The following is a 20,624-nucleotide window of genomic DNA, read 5'->3' on the forward strand; positions in this document are numbered from 1 at the left end:
CCAAGCCGACCGGGCAAGACGGCAGGATCGACAACCATCCCGAACGGGAGACGGACTTCATGACCTCCAAGACGCTCGCCATCGCTCCGACCGACCTTCAGCGCCGCAGCCTGCTGCTGGGCGCGGGTCTGCTGACCGGGTTCGCCGCCCTGGGCGTGTTCGACGCCGCGCAGGCCCAATCGAACCTCTCGGCCGAAGACCGCGCGGTGGTTCAGCAGGCGCAGGGCTATCTGCAGGCCCTGACCTCGGCGCAGGGGACTTTCACCGAGACAGGTCCGGGCGGCCAGACCCGCCAGGGGCGGTTCTATCTGCAACGTCCGGGCAAGATGCGGTTCGAATACACCAACCCGGCCGGGCTGCTGGTCGTGTCGGACGGCTATAACGTCAAACGCTACGACCCCCGCCTGAACAATTTCCAGCAGGTGCCGCTGGGCCGCACGCCGCTGTCCACCTTCCTGGCGCGCAACGTCCGGCTGGACCAGGGCGTCCGCATCGAGCGCGTGACCCGGATGGCGTCCGGCGCCTTCGCCATCACCGCCCGTGACGCCAATCGCCCGAACGACGGACAGGTGATCCTGGCCTTTGCGGGCAATCCGATGCGCCTGCAGGAGTGGACCATCACCGATCCGCAAGGGGCGCGCACCCGCACCCAGCTGACCGCGTTGCAGCCGGCGTCGAACCTGTCGGCGCGACTGTTCCAGCTGACCGATCCGACGCGTCGTCCCGGCCGGAACTAAAGATCCTGAGGGGCGGGTGACCATTCCTCAACCCCTGTTCCTCTAGACTGGCCGCATGAGCGCGACCGCCCCGCCATCGCTGAAATGGATCGTGGCGGTCGGCGTCGGCGCCTTCGCCCTGTTCATGCTGGGCGCGCTGGTGGTGGAGCCGGCGGTGCATCGCCTGATCGAACCGGCGGATGACCCTGCGCCGCATCGCCCGGCCGACCGGGTCGAGGTCGGGGATGCGGTGCTGGCCGGCCGATACGCCACGGCCGGATCGACGCTGGTGGTCCAGATTAAGGGCGGCGCGCTATCGACCGGCACGGGCGGGACGCTGACATCCGAGCCGCATCGACTGGTCCCGGCGGATCAGCAGGCCAGCCTCTCCACGATCTTCGCCGACGCCATGACGGTGCCGCCCCAGGCGCAGATCGAGATCCGGCGCATTACGGCGGAAGAGGACACCCGACTTTGCGCGGGTCATCCCGTCGGCTGGCTGGCGCTGGCGGTGCGGCGCGACGGCTTCGTCATGATGCCGGTCCGGCAGGGACCACCGCCCGGCGCCCTGACGCCCGACGATCAGCTGTGCGCCGTTCTGGACCTGAGCCGGTGATGCGGGGGCCGGTGCTGGCCGCCCTGATCGGGGCGGTCGCGGCGCTTCTGACCTGGACCCAACCGGGCGATGCCACACCCACCGGCGCGCCGGAAACCGTCGTCATTCAGGTGCTCGACAACGGGTTTCATACCGACTTGGCCGTCCCGCGCGCGGCGCTGGTGCGACGCGGCGGCCCCCTGGCGCGTGCCGTCGCGGGGCTGGCGCCCGGCGACTGGATCCTGATCGGCTGGGGCGACGCCCGCTTTTATGTAGACCAGAGCCCGATCGCAGACCGGCTGCCCGACGGCGCCCGCGCCTTCTTGCGGCCCGACAATCCTTCCGTCGTCATGCTGGATCCCGCGGCTGCCGATCCGCGTCTCAGCTATGGCAAGGACAACGCGACCCTGACCCTGACGCGCGCCCAGTTCGACCGCTTGGCCGCGCGCGTGGAGGCGTCGCTGGACCTGTCGGACGGCGCGCCCCGCATCGCCACGGCGCGTCCCGGCGACGATGCGCGCTTCTTCGCCAGCCGCGAGACCTTCTCCATCCTGCACCTGTGCAACCACTGGACGGCGGGCGTGCTGAACGCCGGCGGGGTTCCTGTCCGTCCGGTGCAGTCGATCATCTCGGCCGAGGTGATGCGGTCGGTGCGAACGGCCGAACAGGAGCGAAAACTGGACAGGAGCCCGTCGCGAGACTAGACCGCCCGACTTTCGCTTATCCGGCCGGGTCCGAGCCCCGGCGGGCGAACAAGAAGGAGAGGCCGATGGCCCACAAGCAATTTACCCGCAGTTCCTCCAGCGCCAGCCCGGCGGGAAAAGCGCCCAGCCAACGCCAGCTGCGCGCTGGCGAACTGATCCGTCACGCCTTGGTCGATATCCTGCGCGAGGAGGACATCCGCGACGAGGCCCTGGCCGACGTGTCGATCACCGTGACCGAGGTTCGCCTGTCGCCGGACCTGAAACACGCCACCTGTTTCGTCGAACCCCTGGGCGCCGGCGTCGAGGCCGCTGCGACCAACGGCCATGAGAGCGAGATCATCAAGGCGCTGAACGTCCACACCAAGTTCATCCGCGGTCAGCTGGGCCGGCGCCTGGACATGAAGTTCACGCCCGACCTGAAGTTCCGCCACGACGAGAGCTTCGGCGCCGCCAACCATATGGACAAGCTGTTCGCCGACCCGCGCATCCAGGCCGACCTGGCGGCCCGCGACGACGAAGGGAACGACGCTTGATTGAGCGGTCTCAAGTCGCGCGAAGCGCGGTTGGCCCAGCCTTCCGGCCTCAAGTAGCGCGAAGCGCGATAGGCCCAGCATAATGGCCCGCAAGAAGAAGGGCGACATCGTCGACGGCTGGGTCTGCCTGGACAAGCCGTTCGAGATGGGATCGACCGAGGCGGTCAGCCGCATCCGCCGCCTGTTCAACGCCCAGAAGGCCGGTCATGCCGGGACGCTGGACCCGCTGGCCAGCGGCATCCTGCCCATCGCGCTGGGCGAGGCGACCAAGACCGTGCCGATGATGATGGAGGCGCAGAAAGTCTATCGCTTCACCATCAACTGGGGTGTCTCGACCGACAGCGTGGACCGCGAGGGCGAGATCATCGGCCGTTCCGACGTGCGGCCGACTGTGGATGCGGTGAAGGCGGCCCTGCCGGCCTTCGTCGGCGAGATCGACCAGACGCCGCCGCGCTTTTCCGCGATCAAGGTGGACGGCGCCCGCGCCTATGACCTGGCCCGCGACGGGGTGGAGTTCGAGCTGCAGGCGCGACGCGTGACCATATATTCGGCCGAGGTCAGCGATGCGCCGGACGCCGATCACGTAGAGCTGACCATCCGCACCGGCAAGGGCGTCTATGTCCGCTCGCTGGCGCGCGACCTGGCCGTCGTACTGGGCGCCGAGGGTCATGTGTCGGCCCTGCGGCGCGAACTGGTCGGGCCGTTCAGCACGCAAAACGCCGTCACTCTGGATTCTCTGGAAGAAATGGTGCATAGGGGCGCCGCCTCGGAAGGCTTGCTTGCCGTTGCGACCGCCCTGGACGACATCCCGGAGCTGGCCGTGACGGAACAGGACGCCTTCTCGCTTCGGCAGGGACGCCCGATCGTTCTGCTCCCCCGTCAGGTGGAAACCCTCAAGGATCGCCTTACCGGCGGTTCGCGGACGGTTTCAGCCTTTCAGGGCCAGACCCTCGTCGCACTCTGTCAGTTGCGGGCCGGCCGGTTAGAACCCGACCGCGTTTTCAACCTCTAGGCCCGCGCCATCCGGCAAGGGCCGAGACCTCACGGCCTCAAGTAGCGCAAAGCGCGATAGGCCAAGAAAGGACTCTTCGATGTCGGTTACTGCTGAACGCAAGCACGAGATCATCGCCGATAACGCCCGCACCGCTGGCGACACCGGCTCGGCCGAGGTTCAGGTCGCGATCCTGTCGGAACGCATCGCCAACCTCACCGAACACTTCAAGACCCACAAGAAGGACAACCACTCGCGTCGTGGCCTTCTGAAAATGGTGTCGCAACGTCGCCGCCTGCTCGACCACCTCACTAAGGTCGATGCCGATCGCTACCAAGCGCTCATCGCCAAGCTGGGCCTGCGCCGCTAAGGCGTCGGATCAGTGTAGAATACGCTTTCGAGGCGCGGACGGTCACGTCCGCGCCTCGTTGTGCGACTAGAGACTGCCGCGCGCCGCGGAATTTGCCGGCGCAGATGCGAGGGCCATGCCGGCTCTCATTCGGGTCTTCCGCGATGGCGCGGCGACCCCCGGAGCCGAGGACTGAACGCCCGACGCATCCACCCCCAATGATGGGACCCCGCGCGGAATACGCCGTCCGGGATACGAAAGACGAAATATGTTCGACATCAAACGCAAGACGATCGACTGGGCCGGCCGCCCGCTGACCCTGGAAACGGGCCGCATCGCCCGCCAGGCCGACGGCGCCGTGCTGGCGACCTACGGCGAGACCGTGGTTCTGGCCACCGTCGTCTATGGCCGCTCGCCCAAGCCCGGCCTGGATTTCTTCCCCCTGACGGTCAACTACCAGGAAAAGACCTTCGCCGCCGGCAAGATCCCGGGTGGCTACTTCAAGCGTGAAGGCCGTCCGACCGAGAAGGAAACCCTGGTTTCCCGCCTGATCGACCGTCCGATCCGCCCGCTGTTCGTCAAGGGCTTCAAGAACGAGACCCAGGTCGTCGTGACCGTGCTGCAGCACGACATGGAGAACGACCCGGACATCGTCGGCCTGGTCGCCGCTTCGGCCGCCCTGACCATCTCGGGCGTGCCCTTCATGGGCCCCATCGGCGCCGCGCGCGTCGGCCTGATCGACGGCGAGCTGGTGCTGAACCCGCACATCGACCTGATCGCGACCTCGGACCTCGACCTGGTGGTCGCCGGCACCCAGGACGCCCTGATGATGGTCGAATCCGAAGCCAAGGAGCTGTCGGAAGAGAAGATGCTGGAAGCCCTGATGTTCGCGCACGCGGGCATGCAGCCGGTGATCGACGCCATCATCGAACTGGCCGAACACGCCGCCAAGGAGCCCTTCGACTTCCAGGCCGAAGATCACTCGGGCGTCGTCGCCTCGATCAAGTCGCTGGTCGGCGAAGACATCAAGGCCGCCTACACCCACCCCGGGAAATACGATCGTCGCTCGGGCGTCGACGCGGCCAAGAAGGCCGCCGCCGCCAAGCTGGTGAAGACCGACGAGAACCCCGACGGCGTCGACGGCTCCAAGTTCTCGGCCGCCTTCAAGGAATGCGAAGCCGAAGTCCTGCGTCGCGACATCATCGAGAACGCACACCGCGTCGATGGCCGCGCCCTCGACAAGGTCCGCGCCATCGTGTCGGAAGTCGGCGTCCTGCCGCGCACCCACGGTTCGGCCCTGTTCACGCGTGGGGAAACCCAGGCCCTGGTCGTCGCCACGCTCGGCACCGGCGAGGACGAACAGTACATCGACAGCCTGTCGGGCACGTACAAAGAGAGCTTCCTGCTGCACTACAACTTCCCTCCCTATTCGGTGGGTGAAGCGGGCCGCATGGGTTCGCCCGGCCGTCGCGAGATCGGTCACGGCAAGCTGGCCTGGCGCGCGGTTCGTCCGATGCTGCCGTCCAAGGAAGACTTCCCCTACACCATCCGTCTGGTCTCCGAGATCACCGAGTCGAACGGCTCGTCCTCGATGGCCACGGTCTGCGGCGCTTCGCTGGCTCTGATGGACGCGGGCGTTCCGCTGATCCGTCCGGTCTCGGGCATCGCCATGGGCCTGATCCTGGAGCCGTCGGGCGAGTTCGCCATCCTGTCGGACATCCTGGGTGACGAAGATCACCTGGGCGACATGGACTTTAAGGTCGCCGGCACGTCGGAAGGCATCACCAGCCTTCAGATGGACATCAAGGTCGCCGGCATCACCAAGGAGATCATGAAGCAGGCCCTGACCCAGGCCTCGGCCGGCCGCCTCCACATCCTGGACGAGATGTCCAAGGCCATGGACGCGCCGCGCACCGAACTGGGCGAGCACGCTCCCAAGATCGAAACGGTCAAGATCCCGGTCGACAAGATCCGTGAAGTGATCGGTTCGGGCGGCAAGGTCATCCGCGAGATCGTCGAGAAGACCGGCGCCAAGATCGACATCGGCGATGACGGCACCATCAAGGTCGCCGCCAACGACCAGGAGAAGATCGACGCCGCCAAGGCCTGGATCCAGTCCATCGCCTCGGAACCGGAAGTCGGAACCATCTATTCCGGCAAGGTCGTCAAGGTCGTCGATTTCGGCGCCTTCGTGAACTTCTTCGGCGCCAAGGACGGCCTGGTCCACGTGTCCCAGATCGCTCTGGAACGCGTCGCCAACCCGGCCGACGTCCTGTCGGAAGGCCAAGAGGTCAAGGTCAAGTTCCTGGGCTTCGACGATCGCGGCAAGACCAAGCTGTCGATGAAGATCGTCGATCAGACCACGGGTGAAGACCTGACCGACAAGATCAACGCCGAACGCGCCGAGCGTGGCGAAGAGCCTCTGTCGGACGACACCGGCGGCCGTCCCAAGCGCGAAGGCGGCGGTGATCGCGGTGGCGATCGCGGACGTCGTCGTCGCGACTAAGCGACCTCGGTATCGAGACTGAAGAGGCCCGGCGGAGCGATCCGCCGGGCCTTTTTCTTTGGCCGGCGTGCAGGCTTGTCTGGAATTTCACTTGCCGCGCCCGCGCCTGCGGTCTCCATTGCCCCATCCAATTTCGAGGGGCCGTTCCATGTTCGATCGTCGTCGTCTTCTTCAGTCCGCCGCGCTTGGCGCCGGTTTCGTGGCCGTGGGCGGTCCCGCCTTCGCCAGACAGGCCTCCGCTGCTCAGGGCGACGCCGCCGCCCAGCTCAAGACCTTCATGGACGCCACGTTCGAGCAGACGCTGGACAAAAGCCCCGAGGTCGTCACCATGTTCGGCTTGGACAAGGGCGACCGCGCCGCCGCCAAGTCGAAACTGACCGCCCCGACCCGCGCGGAGGAAGACGACCAGCGCGCCTTCACCCGTCGCCAGCGCGCCGAACTGGCCCGGATCGACCGCACCAAGCTGGATGCGCGCAACGCCAACTACTACGACAGCCTGGCGCAGAACCTGGACGGGGTGATCGCCACCTTCGACATCCCCTATGGCCAGGGCGGATGGCCCAACCCGTATCGGGTCAGCCAGCAGGGCGGCGCCTATCAGTCCACCCCGGACTTCCTGGCCAATCAGCACACCATCGAGACGGCCGCCGACGCCGACGCCTATGTGGCGCGGGTCAACGCCTTCGCCGACGTGCTGCTGGCCGAGACGGATCGGGTGAAGGAGGAATATGCGCTGGGCGTCATCCCGCCGGACTTCATCCTGGCCAAGGCGATCCGCCAGCAGGACGGCTTCCTGGCGACCCCGGCGGCGACCTCGCCCCTGGTGCAGTCGGTCGTCGATCGCGCGCGGGCCAAGGGCCTGACCGGCGACTGGGGCGCCCAGGTCGAGCGGCTGGTGACCGAGCGGGTCTATCCGGCTCTCGCCGCCCAGAACGCCGTGCTGAAGGCCGCCCAGCCGAACGCCGTGCACGAGGCGTCCGTGCGCCGCCTGCCGCAGGGCGAGCAGTATTACGCCAACAGCCTGCACTACATCACCACGACCCGGCTGACGGCGGACGAGATCCACCGCACCGGCGTCGAGCAGATGGCCGATCTGACGGCGCGCGCCGATGTGCTGCTGAAGGCGCAAGGGTTGACGCAAGGCTCGGTCGCCGAGCGGATCAAGGCCCTGGGGGACGATCCCAAATACGTCTACGCCAACACCGACGCCGGCAAGGCCGAGCTGATCGACAAGCTGAACGCCCAGATGGCCGACATGCAGGCGCGCCTGCCGAACGCCTTCGGCAAGCTGCCCAAGGCCAAGGTCGAGATCAAGCGCGTCCCGCCCGAGATCGAGGCTGGCGCGCCCATGGGCTATTACAACTCGCCCAGCCTGGATGGCACGCGGCCCGGCATCTACTGGATCAATCTGAAGGACACGGCGGAATGGCCGTCCTGGACCCTGCCGACCCTGACCTATCACGAGGCCACGCCGGGCCACCATCTGCAGATCAGCCTGCAACAGGAGAGCCCGTCCGCGCCCCTGCTGATGAACCTGTTGGGCTTCTCCAGCTATGTCGAGGGCTGGGGTCTGTACGCCGAACAGCTGGCCGACGAGATGGGCGCCTATGAGAACGATCCGGCAGGACAGATCGGTTACATTCAATCGTTGATGTTCCGCGCCGCCCGCCTGGTGGTCGACACCGGCATCCACTCCAAGGGCTGGAGCCGCGAGCAGGGCATCCGCTACATGATGGAGGCCTATGGCGATCAGGAGGGGGCGGCGACGTCCGAGGTCGAACGCTATTGCGGCTGGCCGGGCCAGGCCTGCGCTTACAAGGTCGGGCACAACGAATGGGTCCGCCTGCGCGAAAAGGCCAAGACGACCCTGGGGCCCAAGTTCGACATCAAGGGCTTCCACGACACGGCCTTGGCCGCCGGCGGGGTGCCGCTTTCGGTGCTGGAGCGGATCGTGGACGGCTGGGTCGCGACCCAGGCCTGAACGCGGATACGGTCGCGCCGGGTCGCAGTCGAAGGCTAGCAGGGGCGCGTCGGCGCAGCGCGGTCCCCTCTGTAGAAAGTTCGTTGCATGATCGATCGCCGCCGCCTTCTGCTGACCGCCGCCACAGCCGCAGTCGCGCCCTCTCTGGCCCAAGCCCAAGCCGCCACGACCGATGCGGATGGACGGTTGAACGGCCTGCTGGACGGCTGGTTCGAGGCGGACATTGAGGAAAATCCCGAAGGCGCGACGAACCTGGGCCTGGACCGGGGAGCGCGGGCGGGGCTGTCGTCGAAACTCAGCGAGGCGGGACCGGACGCCATCCGCAAGGATCGCGCGAAGGCCGTGACCCGCTGGAGCCAACTCAGCGGCTTCGATCAGGCCGGCCTGTCGCCGGCCGGGGCGCTGAACTACGCCATCGCCGCCTTCGGCGCCGAAACGGCGGCCCAGACGGCGCGCTTCGACTATGGCGCGGGGCCGGGACGGCCGTCGCCCTATATCGTGACCCAGCTGTCGGGCGCCTATTTCAGCACGCCGGACTTCCTGGACAACCAGCACCGGATCGAGAACGCGGCGGGCGCCGACGCCTTCCTGTCGCGGCTGGAGGCCTTCTCGGGCGTGCTGGAGGGCGAGACGGCCAAGGTGCAGGAAGACGCCGGTCTGGGCGTGATCCCGCCGGACTTCATCATCGACCGGATGCTGCCGCAGATCCGCACCCTGCACGACACGCCCGCCGCCGACATGGCCATGCTGAAGTCGCTGGCGCGCAAGACGGGCGGGCTGAATCTGACCGGTTACGACGCCCGCGCCGCCGCCATCGTGGACCAGAAGATCAAGCCGGCTCTGGCCGCCCAGATCGCGGCGCTGGAGGCCTTGCGTCCCCGTGCGACCCATGACGCCGGGGTCTGGCGCCTGCCGGACGGAGAGGCCTTCTACGCGGCCGGACTGAAGGCCAATACGACCACGACCCTGTCGGCCAGGGAGATTCACGCCCTGGGCCGCGAACAGGTCGCCGAGATCAGCGCCGAGATCGACGCCATCCTGAAGGCGCAGGGCTATACGCAGGGCACGGTCGGCGAACGCATCCAGGCCCTGAACAAGGACCCCGCCCAGCTCTTCGCCAACACCGATGCGGGCAAGGCCGAGTTGCTGGCCTGGCTGAACCAGCTGGTCGCCGATCTGGAGCCGAAACTGCCGCAGGTGTTCGGCCGCCTGCCCAAGTCCCACGTCGAGGTCCGGCGCGTGCCGGTGTCGATCCAGTCGGGCGCGCCGGGCGGCTATTATCAGGGACCGCCGCTGGATGGATCGCGGCCCGGCGCCTATTACATCAATCTGCGCGACAGCGGGAACTGGCCGCGTTTCGCCCTGCCGACCCTGACCTATCACGAGGCGTCGCCGGGGCATCACCTGCAAGTGGCGCTTCAGCGCGAGTCCGGCGAACTGCCGCAATGGCGGCGGGCGGGCGGGTTCTCGGCCTACAATGAGGGCTGGGCGCTGTACGCCGAGGCGGTGGCGGCCAACGATCTAGACGTCTATGCGACCAATCCGCTGGGCCGGGTCGGCTTCCTGATGTCCTACCTGTTCCGGGCCGTGCGGCTGGTGGTGGACACCGGCCTGCATTCCGAGCGCTGGAGCCGCGAACAGGCGGTCGAATATATGGCGGCCTCGGGCGCCAAGCCGCTGGATGCGTCGAACAGCGAGATCAACCGCTACTGCGTCTGGCCGGGCCAAGCCTGCTCCTACAAGGTCGGCCATACGGTCATCGCCCGCTTGCGCAAAGAGGCCGAGGCCAAGCCCGGATTTGATCTGCGCGCCTTCCACGACAAGGTGCTGGAGAACGGCTCCCTACCCTTGGCGGTGCTGGAACGGATCGTGAGCGGAAAGGCCTAGTCGGCGACGGTCAGGCCGTCGATGCGGCGCAGGCGGTTGTGGATGTCGGTCGCGGCGACGGCGGCCTCTGCGGTCGCCACGGCGATCTGGTTGAGGCCGCGCACCACGTCGCCGGCGGCGTAGAGACACGGCACGCTGGTCGCCTGGTGCAGATCGACCTCCAGCCGACCGTCGCCGTAAAGGCGCGCGCCCAACCTCCTGGCAAGTTCGGCGTTCGGCGACGTGCCCAGCGCCGAATAGACGAGGTCGAAGGCCCGTGTCTGGGCGGTCCCGCCTGGCCCCTTCCAGGTCAGGGCCGTCACCCGATCCTGTTCGATGACGATGGCTTCCAGCGGGGCGAAGATCAGTTCGACGCCGAGCCGTTCCAGTTCGTCGCGGCGGCTGAGGGCGTTAGGCGCGCCGATGTGGATCAGGGTCACCCGGTCGGAGTAGGTGCGCATGAATGCGGCCTCGCGCGCGCCCTTGTCGCTGTGACCGATCACGGCGACGGCCTTGTCGGTGGCCTCATAGCCGTCGCAGATGGGACAGATGCGGACCAGCGCCTTCTGCACCGCCTGTTCGACGCCTGGCAGGTCGGGGTGGTGATCGACGACGCCTGTCGCCAGCAGGACGGCGCGGGCGCGGATGGCTCGCCCCTCGATCTCGGCTGTGAAACCCTCGCCGTCGCGGGCCAGGGTCTCGACCCGGCCAGGCATGACGACCGCCCCATACTCCTCGGCCTGTTCGCGCATCCGCTTCAGAATGTCCGAGCCGCCGATACCTGCGGGAAAGCCCGGCATATTGTGGCTAAGCGGGATCCAGCAGGCACGGGGGGCGCCGCCATCCGCCACTAAAGTCCGCCGACGAAACCGCCCCAGATAGGTCGCCGCCGTCAGACCGGCCGGACCCGCGCCGATGATCAGGACCTCTGGATCATTCACCGCGTGCGCCAGGCGACGGGCCACAAGTCGGACCGCACGCCCGCGCATTGGCCCATCGTGCTTTCCTCCGTCAGGACGAAGCGGTCGCCGGTCCAGGCCCAGGTCTGAGCCGAGCCGCAGTCGCCGATGCCGCGTCCCTTGGCGAAGGCCGACAGGGTGCGGGTCTTGGGATCATAGCCCCCGTTGACGGTGGAGTTGTCGGCCATCACCGGGTCGGCGCCGGGTCCTGCCGTTCCGGCAAGGATCGCGGGGCGCGGGTCGCGGCCGCCCGGTCCCGTCAGATACCAGTTGTGGGTGACGTTATAGGCCCCCGCACCACAGGGCACGGCCCACAGTTCGGTGCGGGCATCCAGCCGTGCGGACATCACCATGTCGCTGATCGCCGGCATGGCGGATTCCTTCAGGCAGGTTCCGACCTCGGTGCGGCTGCGAAGGGCGGCGGGCACGGTCTGGTTCACGTCGCCGAAGCCGGTCTGATCCACGGCCGGGGCGGGCGTGACCGTCGGCAGGGGCGGGGCGACCGGGACGGTGGCGGCGGGACGGTCGCCACGGCGGATCAGGGCCGTGGGCGTATTGAGGCGACCCTGTTTCTCGTCGATCCACAACAGGGCGGCGGCAGCGCCGTGCAGCGAGACGTCCTGGGACGAGGCGCCGCGAATGATCATGACCTTGCCCTGAGCCAGGGCGTCGATGACGGCGCGGGCATCGGTGCGGATTTCGCCGATGGGCGCCTCGGCTTCGCCCTCGGGGCTGAGCGCAGCGGCGAAGGCGCGGCCGTCGATGGTCAGCGCGATCTGATTGGGGCCCTTGGCGTCGCCGTCGGGCCAATAGCCGAACAGGATCTGGGGCTGGGCGTCCGGGCCGGGCGCCAAGGTGATGCGGACCCAGCCGGCGGCGAACTCGGGCGCGAAGCCGAAGGCCCAGCAGGTGCCGTCGTTGCCGCAGGTCGCGCTCCAGTCGCGGAACTGTTTCGTCTCGGCGCGGATCTGAAGCACGGGAGCAGACGCGGCTGCGGCGGCCGTTGCAGGCATGGCGGCCTGGGGCGCGCCGGGCGTCTTGGCGGCGTCCTTGTCGCCACAGCCGGCGACGGCGAAGGCGGACAGGACCAGGGCGGAAAGCGCGACGCCGCGAGACAGGGTCTTCATGCCTTTTTCAACTCCGACGGCTTGTGCGCCGCACGCGCGCCGGTCTTGGCGCTCTCGACGATATACTCGGGATTTTGCGGCGAAGCTGCGACCTTATGACCCTTTATGTGGGTTTCAGCCGTGACCTTCTTGATGACCTTGCCGGTCGTCGTGCCCTGGCTGTGGTCCCACTTCACGCGGTCGCCGGCCTTGAACGTCTTGTCTGGCATGGCTGCGCTCCCTGCTGTGTCGCTTCCTGTTCAGCGATCAGCCTGCGCATCAGTTCCGCATCGATCACGGGGGGCGTCTCGCAGAAGGTGACGATCCACCGATCGACCAGGTCACGCTCTTCGTTCGTCATTGCGTCGTCCGTCGCTGTTGCTGGGCCAAGGAGAAGCCAAGACAGAGAGAAGGGTTCAGCGTGGCCGTGGAGGTTTTTTCCGGGCGGGGTTAACGGACGGCGGGGTTTGCGCGGGCGCGCGGCCCGGCTATATCCCCGCCACGACATTCCTTCCCTACAGTCACAGGCGGACCTCACGCATGGCCAAGATCAAGGTCGAAAACCCCATCGTCGACATCGACGGCGACGAAATGACCCGCATCATCTGGCAGATGATCAAGGACAAGCTGGTCTTCCCGTTCCTGGATCTCGAACTGGACTACTACGACCTGGGCATGGAGCACCGCGACGCCACCGACGACCAGGTGACGATCGACGCCGCCCACGCGATCCAGAAGCACGGCGTCGGCGTCAAATGCGCCACCATCACCCCTGACGAAGCGCGCGTCGCCGAGTTCGGGCTGAAGAAGATGTGGAAGTCGCCCAACGGCACCATCCGCAACATCCTGGGCGGCGTGGTCTTTCGGGAGCCGATCATCTGCTCGAACGTGCCGCGCCTGGTGCCCGGCTGGACCCAGCCGATCGTCGTCGGCCGTCATGCCTTTGGCGACCAGTACAAGGCCACCGACTTCCTGATGCCCGGCCCCGGCACCCTGACGATCAAGTTCGTGGGCGAAGACGGCGCCGTGATCGAGCACGAGGTCTACAAGGCCCCCGGCGCCGGCGTGGCCATGGCCATGTACAACCAGGACGACTCGATCCGCGAGTTCGCCCACGCCTCGTTCGCCTATGGCCTGCAGCGCAACTATCCGGTCTATCTGTCGACCAAGAACACGATCCTGAAGGCCTACGACGGCCGCTTCAAGGACCTGTTCCAGGAAGTGTTCGACGCCCATTACGCCGCAGAGTTCAAGGCGCGCAGCCTGACCTATGAGCACCGCCTGATCGACGACATGGTCGCGGCGGCCATGAAGTGGTCGGGCGGTTTCGTCTGGGCGTGCAAGAACTATGACGGCGACGTGCAGTCGGACGTGGTGGCGCAGGGCTTCGGCTCGCTGGGCCTGATGACCTCGGTCCTGATGACGCCGGACGGCAAGGTGCTGGAGACGGAAGCCGCCCACGGCACCGTGACCCGCCACTATCGCCAGCATCAGAAGGGCGAGGCCACCTCGACCAACTCGATCGCCTCGATCTTCGCCTGGACCCGCGGCTTCAAGCACCGCGCCAAGCTGGACGACAACGCGGCCCTGGCGACCTTCGCCGACACGCTGGAGAAGGTGGTCGTGGACACCGTCGAGAGCGGCCACATGACCAAGGACCTGGCCCTGCTGGTCGGCGACCAACAGGGCTGGCTGACCACCGAGGGCTTCCTCGACAAGGTCGCCGAGAACCTGAAAACCGCCCTGCCGGACGTGGGCTGAGGCTAGGCGGCGGGCGTCCGTGCGGCGTCCGCCCCCTCCACCACGCTGCGCGTGGTCCCCCTCCCCCGCTTCGCTGGGGAGGAATGTCCTCAAGCAGCGCGGAGCGCGATAGGACAAACAAGAATGAGGCCCCGTCGGAGCGATCCGACGGGGCTTTTCGTTGTGCGAACGGCCGGGGCGTGCATGATCGGCGATAATGAGGAAGCGGTCGTGAAGCGTCTGTTCGGAAATCTGGTGCTGGCGGCGGTCGTGGCGGCGGTGCTGTCCTTCTTCGCCGCGCCCGCCGTGGCCTTCTTCGCCATTCGCTCGGCGGCAGAGGCGAACGATGTGGCGGGGCTTTCGCGGCTGATCGATTTCAACGCCGTGCGCCAGTCGCTGCGGCCGCAGCTGGCGGGACGGCCCGAGGCGATGGCCCCCGCCCCGTCGTTCCTAGAAGACCCCATCGGCGCGTTTCGGCGTCAGATCGAACAGAACCCCATCCTGCGCCAGCCTGACGTGGACGCCTATCTGACGCCGGCGGCGCTGACGGCCTTGTTGCGGGGCGAGGGACGATACGCCAGCCAGCGCACAGGGGCAGGCGTCGCGCCCGCTTCGGCCCAGGCCCGAAAGCCCTGGCCCAGCCCGGCCTATTGGAGCGTCAACCGAGCGCGGATGGCGGTGACGGACCAGGGCGGGTCGCGCACCCTGTTCACCTTCGAGCGGCGCGGGCCGTTCGAATGGAAGCTGGTCCATATCGGCCTGCCGGACGGGACGGCACCGGCCGTGAGCGTGACGCCCCGTCCCTGAGGCTAGGGACAATGAGGCAACCGGGCGGTCGGGCGCCGCGTTGGCTTTCCAAGGAGACTGCATGAACCGCAAGATCGTCACCGGAGCCCTGATCGCCGTCGTCGTCGGCGTGGTCGTCGCCCTGTTCGCCTCGCCCTTCGTCGCCGCCCAGGCCCTGGTGCGGGCGGCGCGGACGGGGGATGCGGCGGGGCTGGAGCGGCAGGTGGACTTCCCAGCCTTTCGCGCCAGTCTGAAAAGCGAGCTGAACGCGCGGGCGGCGCTGGAAATCCGCAGCCGGACCAAGGGGGATCGCGGTCTGGCGGCGCTGGGGATGCTGCTGGCCCCGTCGCTGGTCGAAGGCGCAGTCGACAACTTCGTCACGCCCCAGGGCATCGCCGCCATGGTGCGCTCAGGCGAGACGCCTGAACCGGAACGACCCGTTCCGGCCGACGACACTCCGGCCGTGGACAAGGACAAGATCAAGCAGTCATGGGCCTATCGCGGGATCAACACCTTCGCCGTCACCCTGACGCGCGACGACCGACCGGACGACGCCCTGGTGCTGATCATGGAGCGCCGCACGCCGTTTACGTGGAAGCTGGCGGGGGTGGACCTGACGCCCGATCCGATGGGCTGAGACGGTCGAGGAGCAAAAAACACGTCTAAAGTGTCTAATCTGTCTGATTGGACGGTGCGGCGCCGATCAAAAAATTGAGTGCAATCGGTGCACTTTTGTCCTGGATGAGCGTCCTCCTCTATGACCGGCGGCGATTATACGCGCGGTTTGGAGGGCGGGCAGGAAGTGGACGCTGTGGCGGCTTAAGCCGCTGAAGAATAAGGCCGTTAGTCTCGAAAATAGGACGCCTTATCCCTCTCCCATTGGGAGAGGGCTTGAGCGCACGAGAGCGACAGCGATCGTCCTTGCGTGAAAGGGTGAGGGTCGGGTGGTGCGACATGGCCCACGATCCGACCCTCATCCGGCCCTGCGGGCCACCTTCTCCCAACGGGAGAAGGGAAAGATAAGGAAGGCGAGTATCAGCCTCCCAGCGCGTTCCGCACCGCCGCCAGACCGTCTTCAGCCTTGGACCCATCCGGCGCGCCGCCTTGGGCGAAGTCGGGTTTGCCGCCGGCGCCCTGGCCGCCCATGGCGATGACGGCGGCGCGGGCCAGGTCGGCGGCGTTGACGCGGTCGGTCAGGTCGGAGGTGACGGCGACGGTGACGGCCGCCCTGCCTTCGGTGACGCCGATCAGGGCGACGACGCCGGTTCCAACCTGTTTACGGAAGTCCTCGGCGACGCCGCGCAGACCCTTGCCGTCCACGCCGTCCAGCACGCGGGCCATCAGCTTGATCCCGCCGATCTCTTCGGGCGCAGCAGATGCGCCCGAGCCGCCGCCGAGGGCCAGTTGCTTCTTCAGCTCGGCGACCTGTTTCTCCAGCGTCTTGACCGAGGCGGTCAGGCTGTCGACGCGGGCAGGGACATCGGCGGTCTGGACCTTGAAGCCCTGGGCCAGCGAACGGGCGACGCCGGCCTGGGCCAACAGATACTGGCGCGCGGCCTCGCCGGTCAGGGCCTCAATGCGGCGTACGCCGGCGGCGACGCCGGTTTCCTGAACGATCTTGAACAGGGCGATGTCGCCGGTGCGGGCGACGTGGGTGCCGCCGCATAGCTCGACCGAATAGGGGGCGTTGTTGTCGCCGGTCAGGGCCCGGCCCAAGGTCAGGACGCGGACCTCGTCGCCGTATTTCTCGCCGAACAGGGCGATGGCGCCGGCCTCGATGGCCTCTTGCGGGGCCATCAGCTTCATCTCGGTGGGGACGTTCTGACGGATGACCGCATTGACCTCGGTCTCGATGGCCGACAGTTCGGCCTCGGTCAGCGGGGCGCCGTGGCTGAAGTCGAAGCGGGCGCGTTCGGCGTCGACCAGTTGGCCCTTCTGGGCGACTGCGGGGCCGAGCACATTCTTCAGCGCCGTGTGCAGCAGGTGGGCGGCGGAGTGGTTGGCGCGGGTGGTGCGGCGTTTCTCGGCGTCCACCAGTTGGGCGGCGCGGGTTCCGATCTCCAGCTTGCCGGCCGTGACCTGGGCCACCAGAACGTGCAGGTCGCCGGCGTGTTTGCGCACGTCGATGACCTCGGCCTCACCGCCCGGCCATTCCAAGGTTCCGTGATCGCCGGCCTGGCCGCCGCTTTCGGCATAGAAGGGGGTGGTGTCGAACAGGACCTCGACGATGTCGCCGGCCTCGGCCGTCTCGACGGGGGCGCCGGCGTTCATGATGGCCAGGACCTCTCCCGACCCCTCTATATTGTCGTAGCCGGTAAAGACGGTCGGCCCCATGCGGTCGCGGATCGCCAGCCATTCGTTGGTGTTGGCGGTCTGGCCCGAGCCCTTCCAGTGTTCGCGCGAACGCTGGCGCTGCTCGGCCATAGCGGATTCGAAGCCGTCGACATTGACCGAGAAGCCGCGACGACGGGCCTCGTCCTGGGTCAGGTCCAACGGGAAGCCGTAGGTGTCGGACAGGGTGAAGGCCGTCTGGCCGTCCAGCATGTCGCCGGGACGGAAGCCCTGAACCGCCGTGTCGAACAGGGCCATGCCCCGGCCGAGCGTGGTGCGGAAGCGGACTTCTTCCTGCTTCAGCGTGTCCTCGATGAAGGGCTGGGCGCGGGCCAGTTCGGGATAGGCGTCGCCCATCTGGGCCACCAGGGTCGGGACCAGGCGGTGCATCAGGGGGTCGGCGGCGCCCAGCAGGTGGGCGTGACGCATGGCGCGGCGCATGATCCGGCGCAGGACATAGCCCCGGCCCTCGTTCGACGGGGTGACGCCGTCGGCGATCAGGAAGGACGACGAGCGCAGGTGGTCGGCGATGACCCGGTGGCTGGCGGCGCGCTCACCGTCCGACCTGGTCGAGGTGGCGTCTTCGGACGCGGCGATCAGGGTCTTGAACAGGTCGGTCTCGAACACGGAATGCACGCCCTGAAGGACGGTAGTCATCCGCTCCAGCCCCATGCCGGTGTCCACGCTGGGCTTGGGAAGGTTGCGAACGATCTGATCGTTCTCCTTCTCATACTGCATGAAGACGTTGTTCCAGATCTCGACGTAGCGATCGCCGTCCTCGTCCGGCGAACCGGGAGGGCCGCCGGCGATCTTGTCGCCGTGATCCCAGAAGATTTCGGTGCAGGGGCCGCACGGACCCGAATCGCCCATGGCCCAGAAGTTGTCCGACCCGGCGATGCGGATGATCTTGTCGTCGCCGAAACCGGTGATCTTCTTCCAGATCGCGGCCGCCTCGTCGTCGTCGATATAGACGGTGACCAGAAGGCGTTTGGGGTCCAGGTCAAAGTCCTGGGTGACCAGATTCCACGCCTTCTCGATGGCGTGTTCCTTGAAATAGTCGCCGAACGAGAAGTTCCCCAGCATCTCGAAGAAGGTCAGGTGGCGGGCGGTGTAGCCGACATTGTCCAGGTCATTGTGCTTGCCGCCGGCGCGGACGCATTTCTGAGAGCTGGTCGCGCGCGGATAGGGCGGCTTGGACGCGCCGGTGAAATAGTCCTTGAACGGCACCATGCCCGCATTGACGAAGAGCAGGCTCGGGTCGTTCTGCGGCACCAGCGGGGCCGAATGGACCTTGGCATGGCCGTCCGCCGCGAAATAATCGAGGTAGGTGGCGCGGATCTCGTTCAGGCTGGGCATGGGCGTGTCTTCGGCTGGGCGGTCGCTAAGGAACCGGCGTCTTATAGGGTTTTGGCGGCGAGCGCATCATCTGGTCGGGCTGGGAGTCAGGGAGAGACCGTCCTAAGAAACTGGCTTTCTGACGCTGCGGCGACCCGCTGCGGGGGATCACTGTGCAACTAACATGCAGCGCGAGACAAAGTCTCCAACTCGCCAGAAGCAAAGGTCCACCTGCCACCATCGAGCCAACGAACGCCTTGTATCTCGATAATATAACGACCGCGCTTCTGACCGATGTCACGCCCAGAGATGTGGGTGATCTTGACCATGTGGTCTTCTATAATCGCGCCATTCCAGTCGGGCAGCGTATTGAGCGTCTCGGGCCGAAGTTGCTGGTCGCCCATGGCGCGTCCAAGCGCGGCAAACACCTGGATCAGGTCGATAGGCCAGCCGACAAGCGTGTCATTCATGAGCAGAAGTGAGCAGGGCTTGGTGGAGCGGTCAACGTCTGCTTACCGCCCACCAAAGCCCACCGGCATGTCTGCCATCTGCACCCGCGACCGCGATCTACAGAACAGAAAGGCGCTTACACCCTCGGCGGCGGGCCGAACTTGCCGGACTGGTAGTCCTGGATAGCCTGGATGATTTCTTCGCGGGTGCTCATGACGAAGGGGCCGTGGCTGAAGACCGGCTCGCCGATGGGATCGGCGTGGCCCAGCAGGACGACGGCGTCGGTCGTCGCAGTGATCTGGAACGCGTCGCCGTCGGACAGGGTGGCGAGATTCCATTGCGGCACGGCGGTTCCGGCGACGAAGACCTCGCCCTTTACGACATAGAGGAAGACGTTGCGGCCCGAAGCGACAGGCGTCTCGAACACCGCGCCGGCGGGCAGGCGCACCACGGCCAGATGGATGTCGATCAGGGACTGGATGGGCGCCGCGACGCCCAGCCATTCGCCGGAGACCGGCTCGACCGTGACGCCGGCCTCGGTGGTGAAGGTGGGGATGTCGGATTTCTGCAGGCCGACATAGTCGGGCTTGGTCATCTTCAGCCGCGAGGGCAGGTTCACCCACAGCTGCAGGATCTCCATCGGCCCGCCGTCGCGCTTGAAGGCGGCGGGCGACAGTTCGGCGTGGATCAGGCCCGAGCCGGCGGTCATCCACTGGATGCCGCCCGCCTTGATGATGCTCTCGCCGCCGCCGGAATCGTTATGAGCCAGTTCGCCGTCGAGGATGAAGGTGACGGTCTCGAACCCCCGGTGCGGGTGGGGACCGAACGGCAGGCCGGCGTTGCCCGGCCCATAGGTCTGCGGTCCGTGGTGGTTCAGGAACAGGAAGGGATCGACCTGGTCCAGGCCCGGACCGGGCACGGGACGACGGGTGGTCAGATCGCCGATGTCGTCGCGGTGGGCGGGATGCAGGCGAAGGACGGAACGAGGCTGGGTCATTCGCTACATATAGGGTGGCGGATCAACGGTGGCGAGATCAGCCTGGTCGGGTCGCCGTGACGGGACGGGCGCGGCCGTTCTGGATCAGTTCGCCGGTCCAGCCCTTGGCGGCGGGTCGCAGGTGCAGTTCGCCGCCGGCCAGGGGGATCACCGCGACGTCGCCCGCCCTGGAGGCGGGACCGGCTGGTCCACCCTGTTCGGTTCCGGCCGGGAGGTCCAGCCGGCGCCAGGCGCCTTCGATCATCCGACCCCCGCCGAGGTCGGTCAGGGCCAGGGACAGCAGGGGTTTTCCATCGGAACTCGTCACGCGCCAGCGGCCGTCCAGAGGACCGCTGCGGGCGTCCGCGTCGATCTGGGCCTGGGCCACGCCCTGGTCATAGGCGATCTCTGCGTCGGTGGGGCTGACCTCATAGTCGCCGACATAGGCGTTCACTTCGACGGAGGCGGTCAGGGGGCGCCGATGCCGATCCGTCGCTGCGTCGCCCTGGGCTTCTTCGCGGCCGAAGTCGGAGGGCGGTTCGAACGGGCGGACGGCCGGCGCCTGGTACGTCTCGGGCGTGGCGTCCAGCAGACCCGTGGTCTGGATGGCGGGCTCCAAGGCGACGGCGGCGATCAGGGCGAACAGGATCATGAGGCCCACCGTGCCAAATGCCGGCCCGCATCGGCTAGCCGTCGATCG

Annotated in this window: 19 protein-coding genes; 12 read left to right on the forward strand and 7 right to left on the reverse strand. The window is 67.3% G+C overall.

All coding sequences use genetic code 11. The features are described from left to right. The first annotated feature begins 59 nt into the window (after positions 1 to 59). The 9 genes from ACQY72_RS09745 to ACQY72_RS09785 all read left to right on the forward strand — a co-directional run bounded on the left by ACQY72_RS09745 (position 60) and on the right by ACQY72_RS09785 (position 10,262). Positions 60 to 737, forward strand: coding sequence for a LolA family protein (locus tag ACQY72_RS09745; protein WP_428153277.1), 678 nt, complete (start codon positions 60 to 62; stop codon positions 735 to 737). Positions 738 to 792: 55 nt separating this feature from the next. Next, on the forward strand, positions 793 to 1,332 hold the full coding sequence (locus tag ACQY72_RS09750; RefSeq protein WP_428153278.1) for a hypothetical protein: 540 nt from the start codon (positions 793 to 795) through the stop codon (positions 1,330 to 1,332). After that, positions 1,305 to 2,015, forward strand: coding sequence for a DUF2459 domain-containing protein (locus ACQY72_RS09755; RefSeq protein ID WP_428153279.1), 711 nt, complete (start codon positions 1,305 to 1,307; stop codon positions 2,013 to 2,015). Before ACQY72_RS09750 ends, ACQY72_RS09755 begins: the two co-directional genes overlap by 28 nt. Before the next feature lie 65 nt (positions 2,016 to 2,080). Further along, complete coding sequence (gene rbfA / locus ACQY72_RS09760) at positions 2,081 to 2,548, forward strand: 30S ribosome-binding factor RbfA (RefSeq protein ID WP_428153280.1); 468 nt, start codon at positions 2,081 to 2,083, stop codon at positions 2,546 to 2,548. Positions 2,549 to 2,630: 82 nt separating this feature from the next. Beyond that, positions 2,631 to 3,560 carry a tRNA pseudouridine(55) synthase TruB gene (gene truB / locus ACQY72_RS09765; protein WP_428153282.1) on the forward strand — a complete coding sequence of 310 codons (930 nt, stop codon included), beginning with the start codon at positions 2,631 to 2,633 and terminating at the stop codon, positions 3,558 to 3,560. Between the two features lie 79 nt (positions 3,561 to 3,639). Further along, positions 3,640 to 3,909, forward strand: a complete 270-nt coding sequence (gene rpsO, locus ACQY72_RS09770) for a 30S ribosomal protein S15 (RefSeq protein ID WP_135194257.1) — start codon at positions 3,640 to 3,642, stop codon at positions 3,907 to 3,909. Between the two features lie 247 nt (positions 3,910 to 4,156). Further along, on the forward strand, positions 4,157 to 6,394 hold the full coding sequence (gene pnp, locus ACQY72_RS09775; protein WP_428153284.1) for a polyribonucleotide nucleotidyltransferase: 2,238 nt from the start codon (positions 4,157 to 4,159) through the stop codon (positions 6,392 to 6,394). Between the two features lie 148 nt (positions 6,395 to 6,542). Then, positions 6,543 to 8,375, forward strand: coding sequence for a DUF885 domain-containing protein (locus tag ACQY72_RS09780; protein WP_428153285.1), 1,833 nt, complete (start codon positions 6,543 to 6,545; stop codon positions 8,373 to 8,375). Between the two features lie 87 nt (positions 8,376 to 8,462). Beyond that, entirely contained in the window at positions 8,463 to 10,262 is a 1,800-nt protein-coding gene (locus tag ACQY72_RS09785; protein WP_428153286.1) for a DUF885 domain-containing protein, read from the forward strand. Here ACQY72_RS09785 and ACQY72_RS09790 read toward each other — a convergent pair. From ACQY72_RS09790 to ACQY72_RS09800, 3 genes are read right to left on the reverse strand one after another with little or no spacing between them, the layout of a single operon-like run. After that, a complete protein-coding gene (locus ACQY72_RS09790; RefSeq protein WP_428153288.1) occupies positions 10,259 to 11,182 on the reverse strand; it encodes an NAD(P)/FAD-dependent oxidoreductase in 924 nt (307 codons plus the stop codon). The two genes, ACQY72_RS09785 and ACQY72_RS09790, sit on opposite strands and share 4 nt — an antisense overlap. Continuing rightward, a complete protein-coding gene (locus tag ACQY72_RS09795; protein WP_428153289.1) occupies positions 11,179 to 12,327 on the reverse strand; it encodes a DUF1176 domain-containing protein in 1,149 nt (382 codons plus the stop codon). Before ACQY72_RS09795 ends, ACQY72_RS09790 begins: the two co-directional genes overlap by 4 nt. Further along, positions 12,324 to 12,536 carry a DUF2945 domain-containing protein gene (locus tag ACQY72_RS09800; protein WP_428153290.1) on the reverse strand — a complete coding sequence of 71 codons (213 nt, stop codon included), beginning with the start codon at positions 12,534 to 12,536 and terminating at the stop codon, positions 12,324 to 12,326. The genes ACQY72_RS09795 and ACQY72_RS09800 overlap by 4 nt, the downstream gene beginning before the upstream one ends. A gap of 310 nt (positions 12,537 to 12,846) precedes the next feature. On the opposite strand from ACQY72_RS09800, the gene ACQY72_RS09805 reads away from it, so the two are divergent. From ACQY72_RS09805 to ACQY72_RS09815, 3 genes are all read left to right on the forward strand, one after another. After that, the gene (locus tag ACQY72_RS09805; RefSeq protein ID WP_428153292.1) at positions 12,847 to 14,067 is read left to right on the forward strand and encodes an NADP-dependent isocitrate dehydrogenase; all 1,221 of its coding nucleotides are present in this window, start codon (positions 12,847 to 12,849) and stop codon (positions 14,065 to 14,067) included. 210 nt (positions 14,068 to 14,277) lie between these two features. Then, positions 14,278 to 14,853, forward strand: coding sequence for a DUF2939 domain-containing protein (locus tag ACQY72_RS09810; RefSeq protein ID WP_428153293.1), 576 nt, complete (start codon positions 14,278 to 14,280; stop codon positions 14,851 to 14,853). A 61-nt stretch (positions 14,854 to 14,914) separates the two neighbouring features. After that, on the forward strand, positions 14,915 to 15,469 hold the full coding sequence (locus ACQY72_RS09815) for a DUF2939 domain-containing protein (RefSeq protein WP_428153294.1): 555 nt from the start codon (positions 14,915 to 14,917) through the stop codon (positions 15,467 to 15,469). Positions 15,470 to 15,867: 398 nt separating this feature from the next. Here ACQY72_RS09815 and alaS read toward each other — a convergent pair whose 3' ends face one another. From alaS to ACQY72_RS09835, 4 genes are all read right to left on the reverse strand, one after another. Further along, positions 15,868 to 18,519: an alanine--tRNA ligase gene (alaS, locus tag ACQY72_RS09820; protein ID WP_428153296.1), complete on the reverse strand. Its 2,652-nt coding sequence runs from the start codon at positions 18,517 to 18,519 to the stop codon at positions 15,868 to 15,870. Positions 18,520 to 18,677: 158 nt separating this feature from the next. Then, a complete protein-coding gene (locus tag ACQY72_RS09825) occupies positions 18,678 to 18,968 on the reverse strand; it encodes a hypothetical protein (protein WP_428153297.1) in 291 nt (96 codons plus the stop codon). 116 nt (positions 18,969 to 19,084) lie between these two features. Next, on the reverse strand, positions 19,085 to 19,945 hold the full coding sequence (locus ACQY72_RS09830) for a pirin family protein (protein WP_428153298.1): 861 nt from the start codon (positions 19,943 to 19,945) through the stop codon (positions 19,085 to 19,087). Between the two features lie 37 nt (positions 19,946 to 19,982). Beyond that, positions 19,983 to 20,576 (reverse strand): hypothetical protein, encoded by a 594-nt coding sequence (locus ACQY72_RS09835; RefSeq protein ID WP_428153300.1) that lies wholly within the window; start codon positions 20,574 to 20,576, stop codon positions 19,983 to 19,985. Positions 20,577 to 20,624 lie beyond the last annotated feature (48 nt).

The organism is Brevundimonas sp. (assembly GCF_965279155.1).
Classification (GTDB): Bacteria; Pseudomonadota; Alphaproteobacteria; order Caulobacterales; family Caulobacteraceae; genus Brevundimonas.

Excerpts from the sequence above, each read along its gene's own strand:
- ACQY72_RS09745 (WP_428153277.1), top strand. The coding sequence starts at position 60 with ATGACCTCCAAGACGCTCGCCATCGCTCCGACCGACCTTCAGCGCCGC.
- ACQY72_RS09750 (WP_428153278.1), top strand. The coding sequence starts at position 793 with ATGAGCGCGACCGCCCCGCCATCGCTGAAATGGATCGTGGCGGTCGGC.
- rbfA (WP_428153280.1), top strand. The coding sequence starts at position 2,081 with ATGGCCCACAAGCAATTTACCCGCAGTTCCTCCAGCGCCAGCCCGGCG.
- truB (WP_428153282.1), top strand. The coding sequence starts at position 2,631 with ATGGCCCGCAAGAAGAAGGGCGACATCGTCGACGGCTGGGTCTGCCTG.
- rpsO (WP_135194257.1), top strand. The coding sequence starts at position 3,640 with ATGTCGGTTACTGCTGAACGCAAGCACGAGATCATCGCCGATAACGCC.
- pnp (WP_428153284.1), top strand. The coding sequence starts at position 4,157 with ATGTTCGACATCAAACGCAAGACGATCGACTGGGCCGGCCGCCCGCTG.
- ACQY72_RS09780 (WP_428153285.1), top strand. The coding sequence starts at position 6,543 with ATGTTCGATCGTCGTCGTCTTCTTCAGTCCGCCGCGCTTGGCGCCGGT.
- ACQY72_RS09785 (WP_428153286.1), top strand. The coding sequence starts at position 8,463 with ATGATCGATCGCCGCCGCCTTCTGCTGACCGCCGCCACAGCCGCAGTC.
- ACQY72_RS09795 (WP_428153289.1), bottom strand. The coding sequence starts at position 12,327 with ATGAAGACCCTGTCTCGCGGCGTCGCGCTTTCCGCCCTGGTCCTGTCC.
- ACQY72_RS09800 (WP_428153290.1), bottom strand. The coding sequence starts at position 12,536 with ATGCCAGACAAGACGTTCAAGGCCGGCGACCGCGTGAAGTGGGACCAC.
- ACQY72_RS09805 (WP_428153292.1), top strand. The coding sequence starts at position 12,847 with ATGGCCAAGATCAAGGTCGAAAACCCCATCGTCGACATCGACGGCGAC.
- ACQY72_RS09815 (WP_428153294.1), top strand. The coding sequence starts at position 14,915 with ATGAACCGCAAGATCGTCACCGGAGCCCTGATCGCCGTCGTCGTCGGC.
- alaS (WP_428153296.1), bottom strand. The coding sequence starts at position 18,519 with ATGCCCAGCCTGAACGAGATCCGCGCCACCTACCTCGATTATTTCGCG.
- ACQY72_RS09825 (WP_428153297.1), bottom strand. The coding sequence starts at position 18,968 with ATGAATGACACGCTTGTCGGCTGGCCTATCGACCTGATCCAGGTGTTT.
- ACQY72_RS09830 (WP_428153298.1), bottom strand. The coding sequence starts at position 19,945 with ATGACCCAGCCTCGTTCCGTCCTTCGCCTGCATCCCGCCCACCGCGAC.
- ACQY72_RS09835 (WP_428153300.1), bottom strand. The coding sequence starts at position 20,576 with ATGATCCTGTTCGCCCTGATCGCCGCCGTCGCCTTGGAGCCCGCCATC.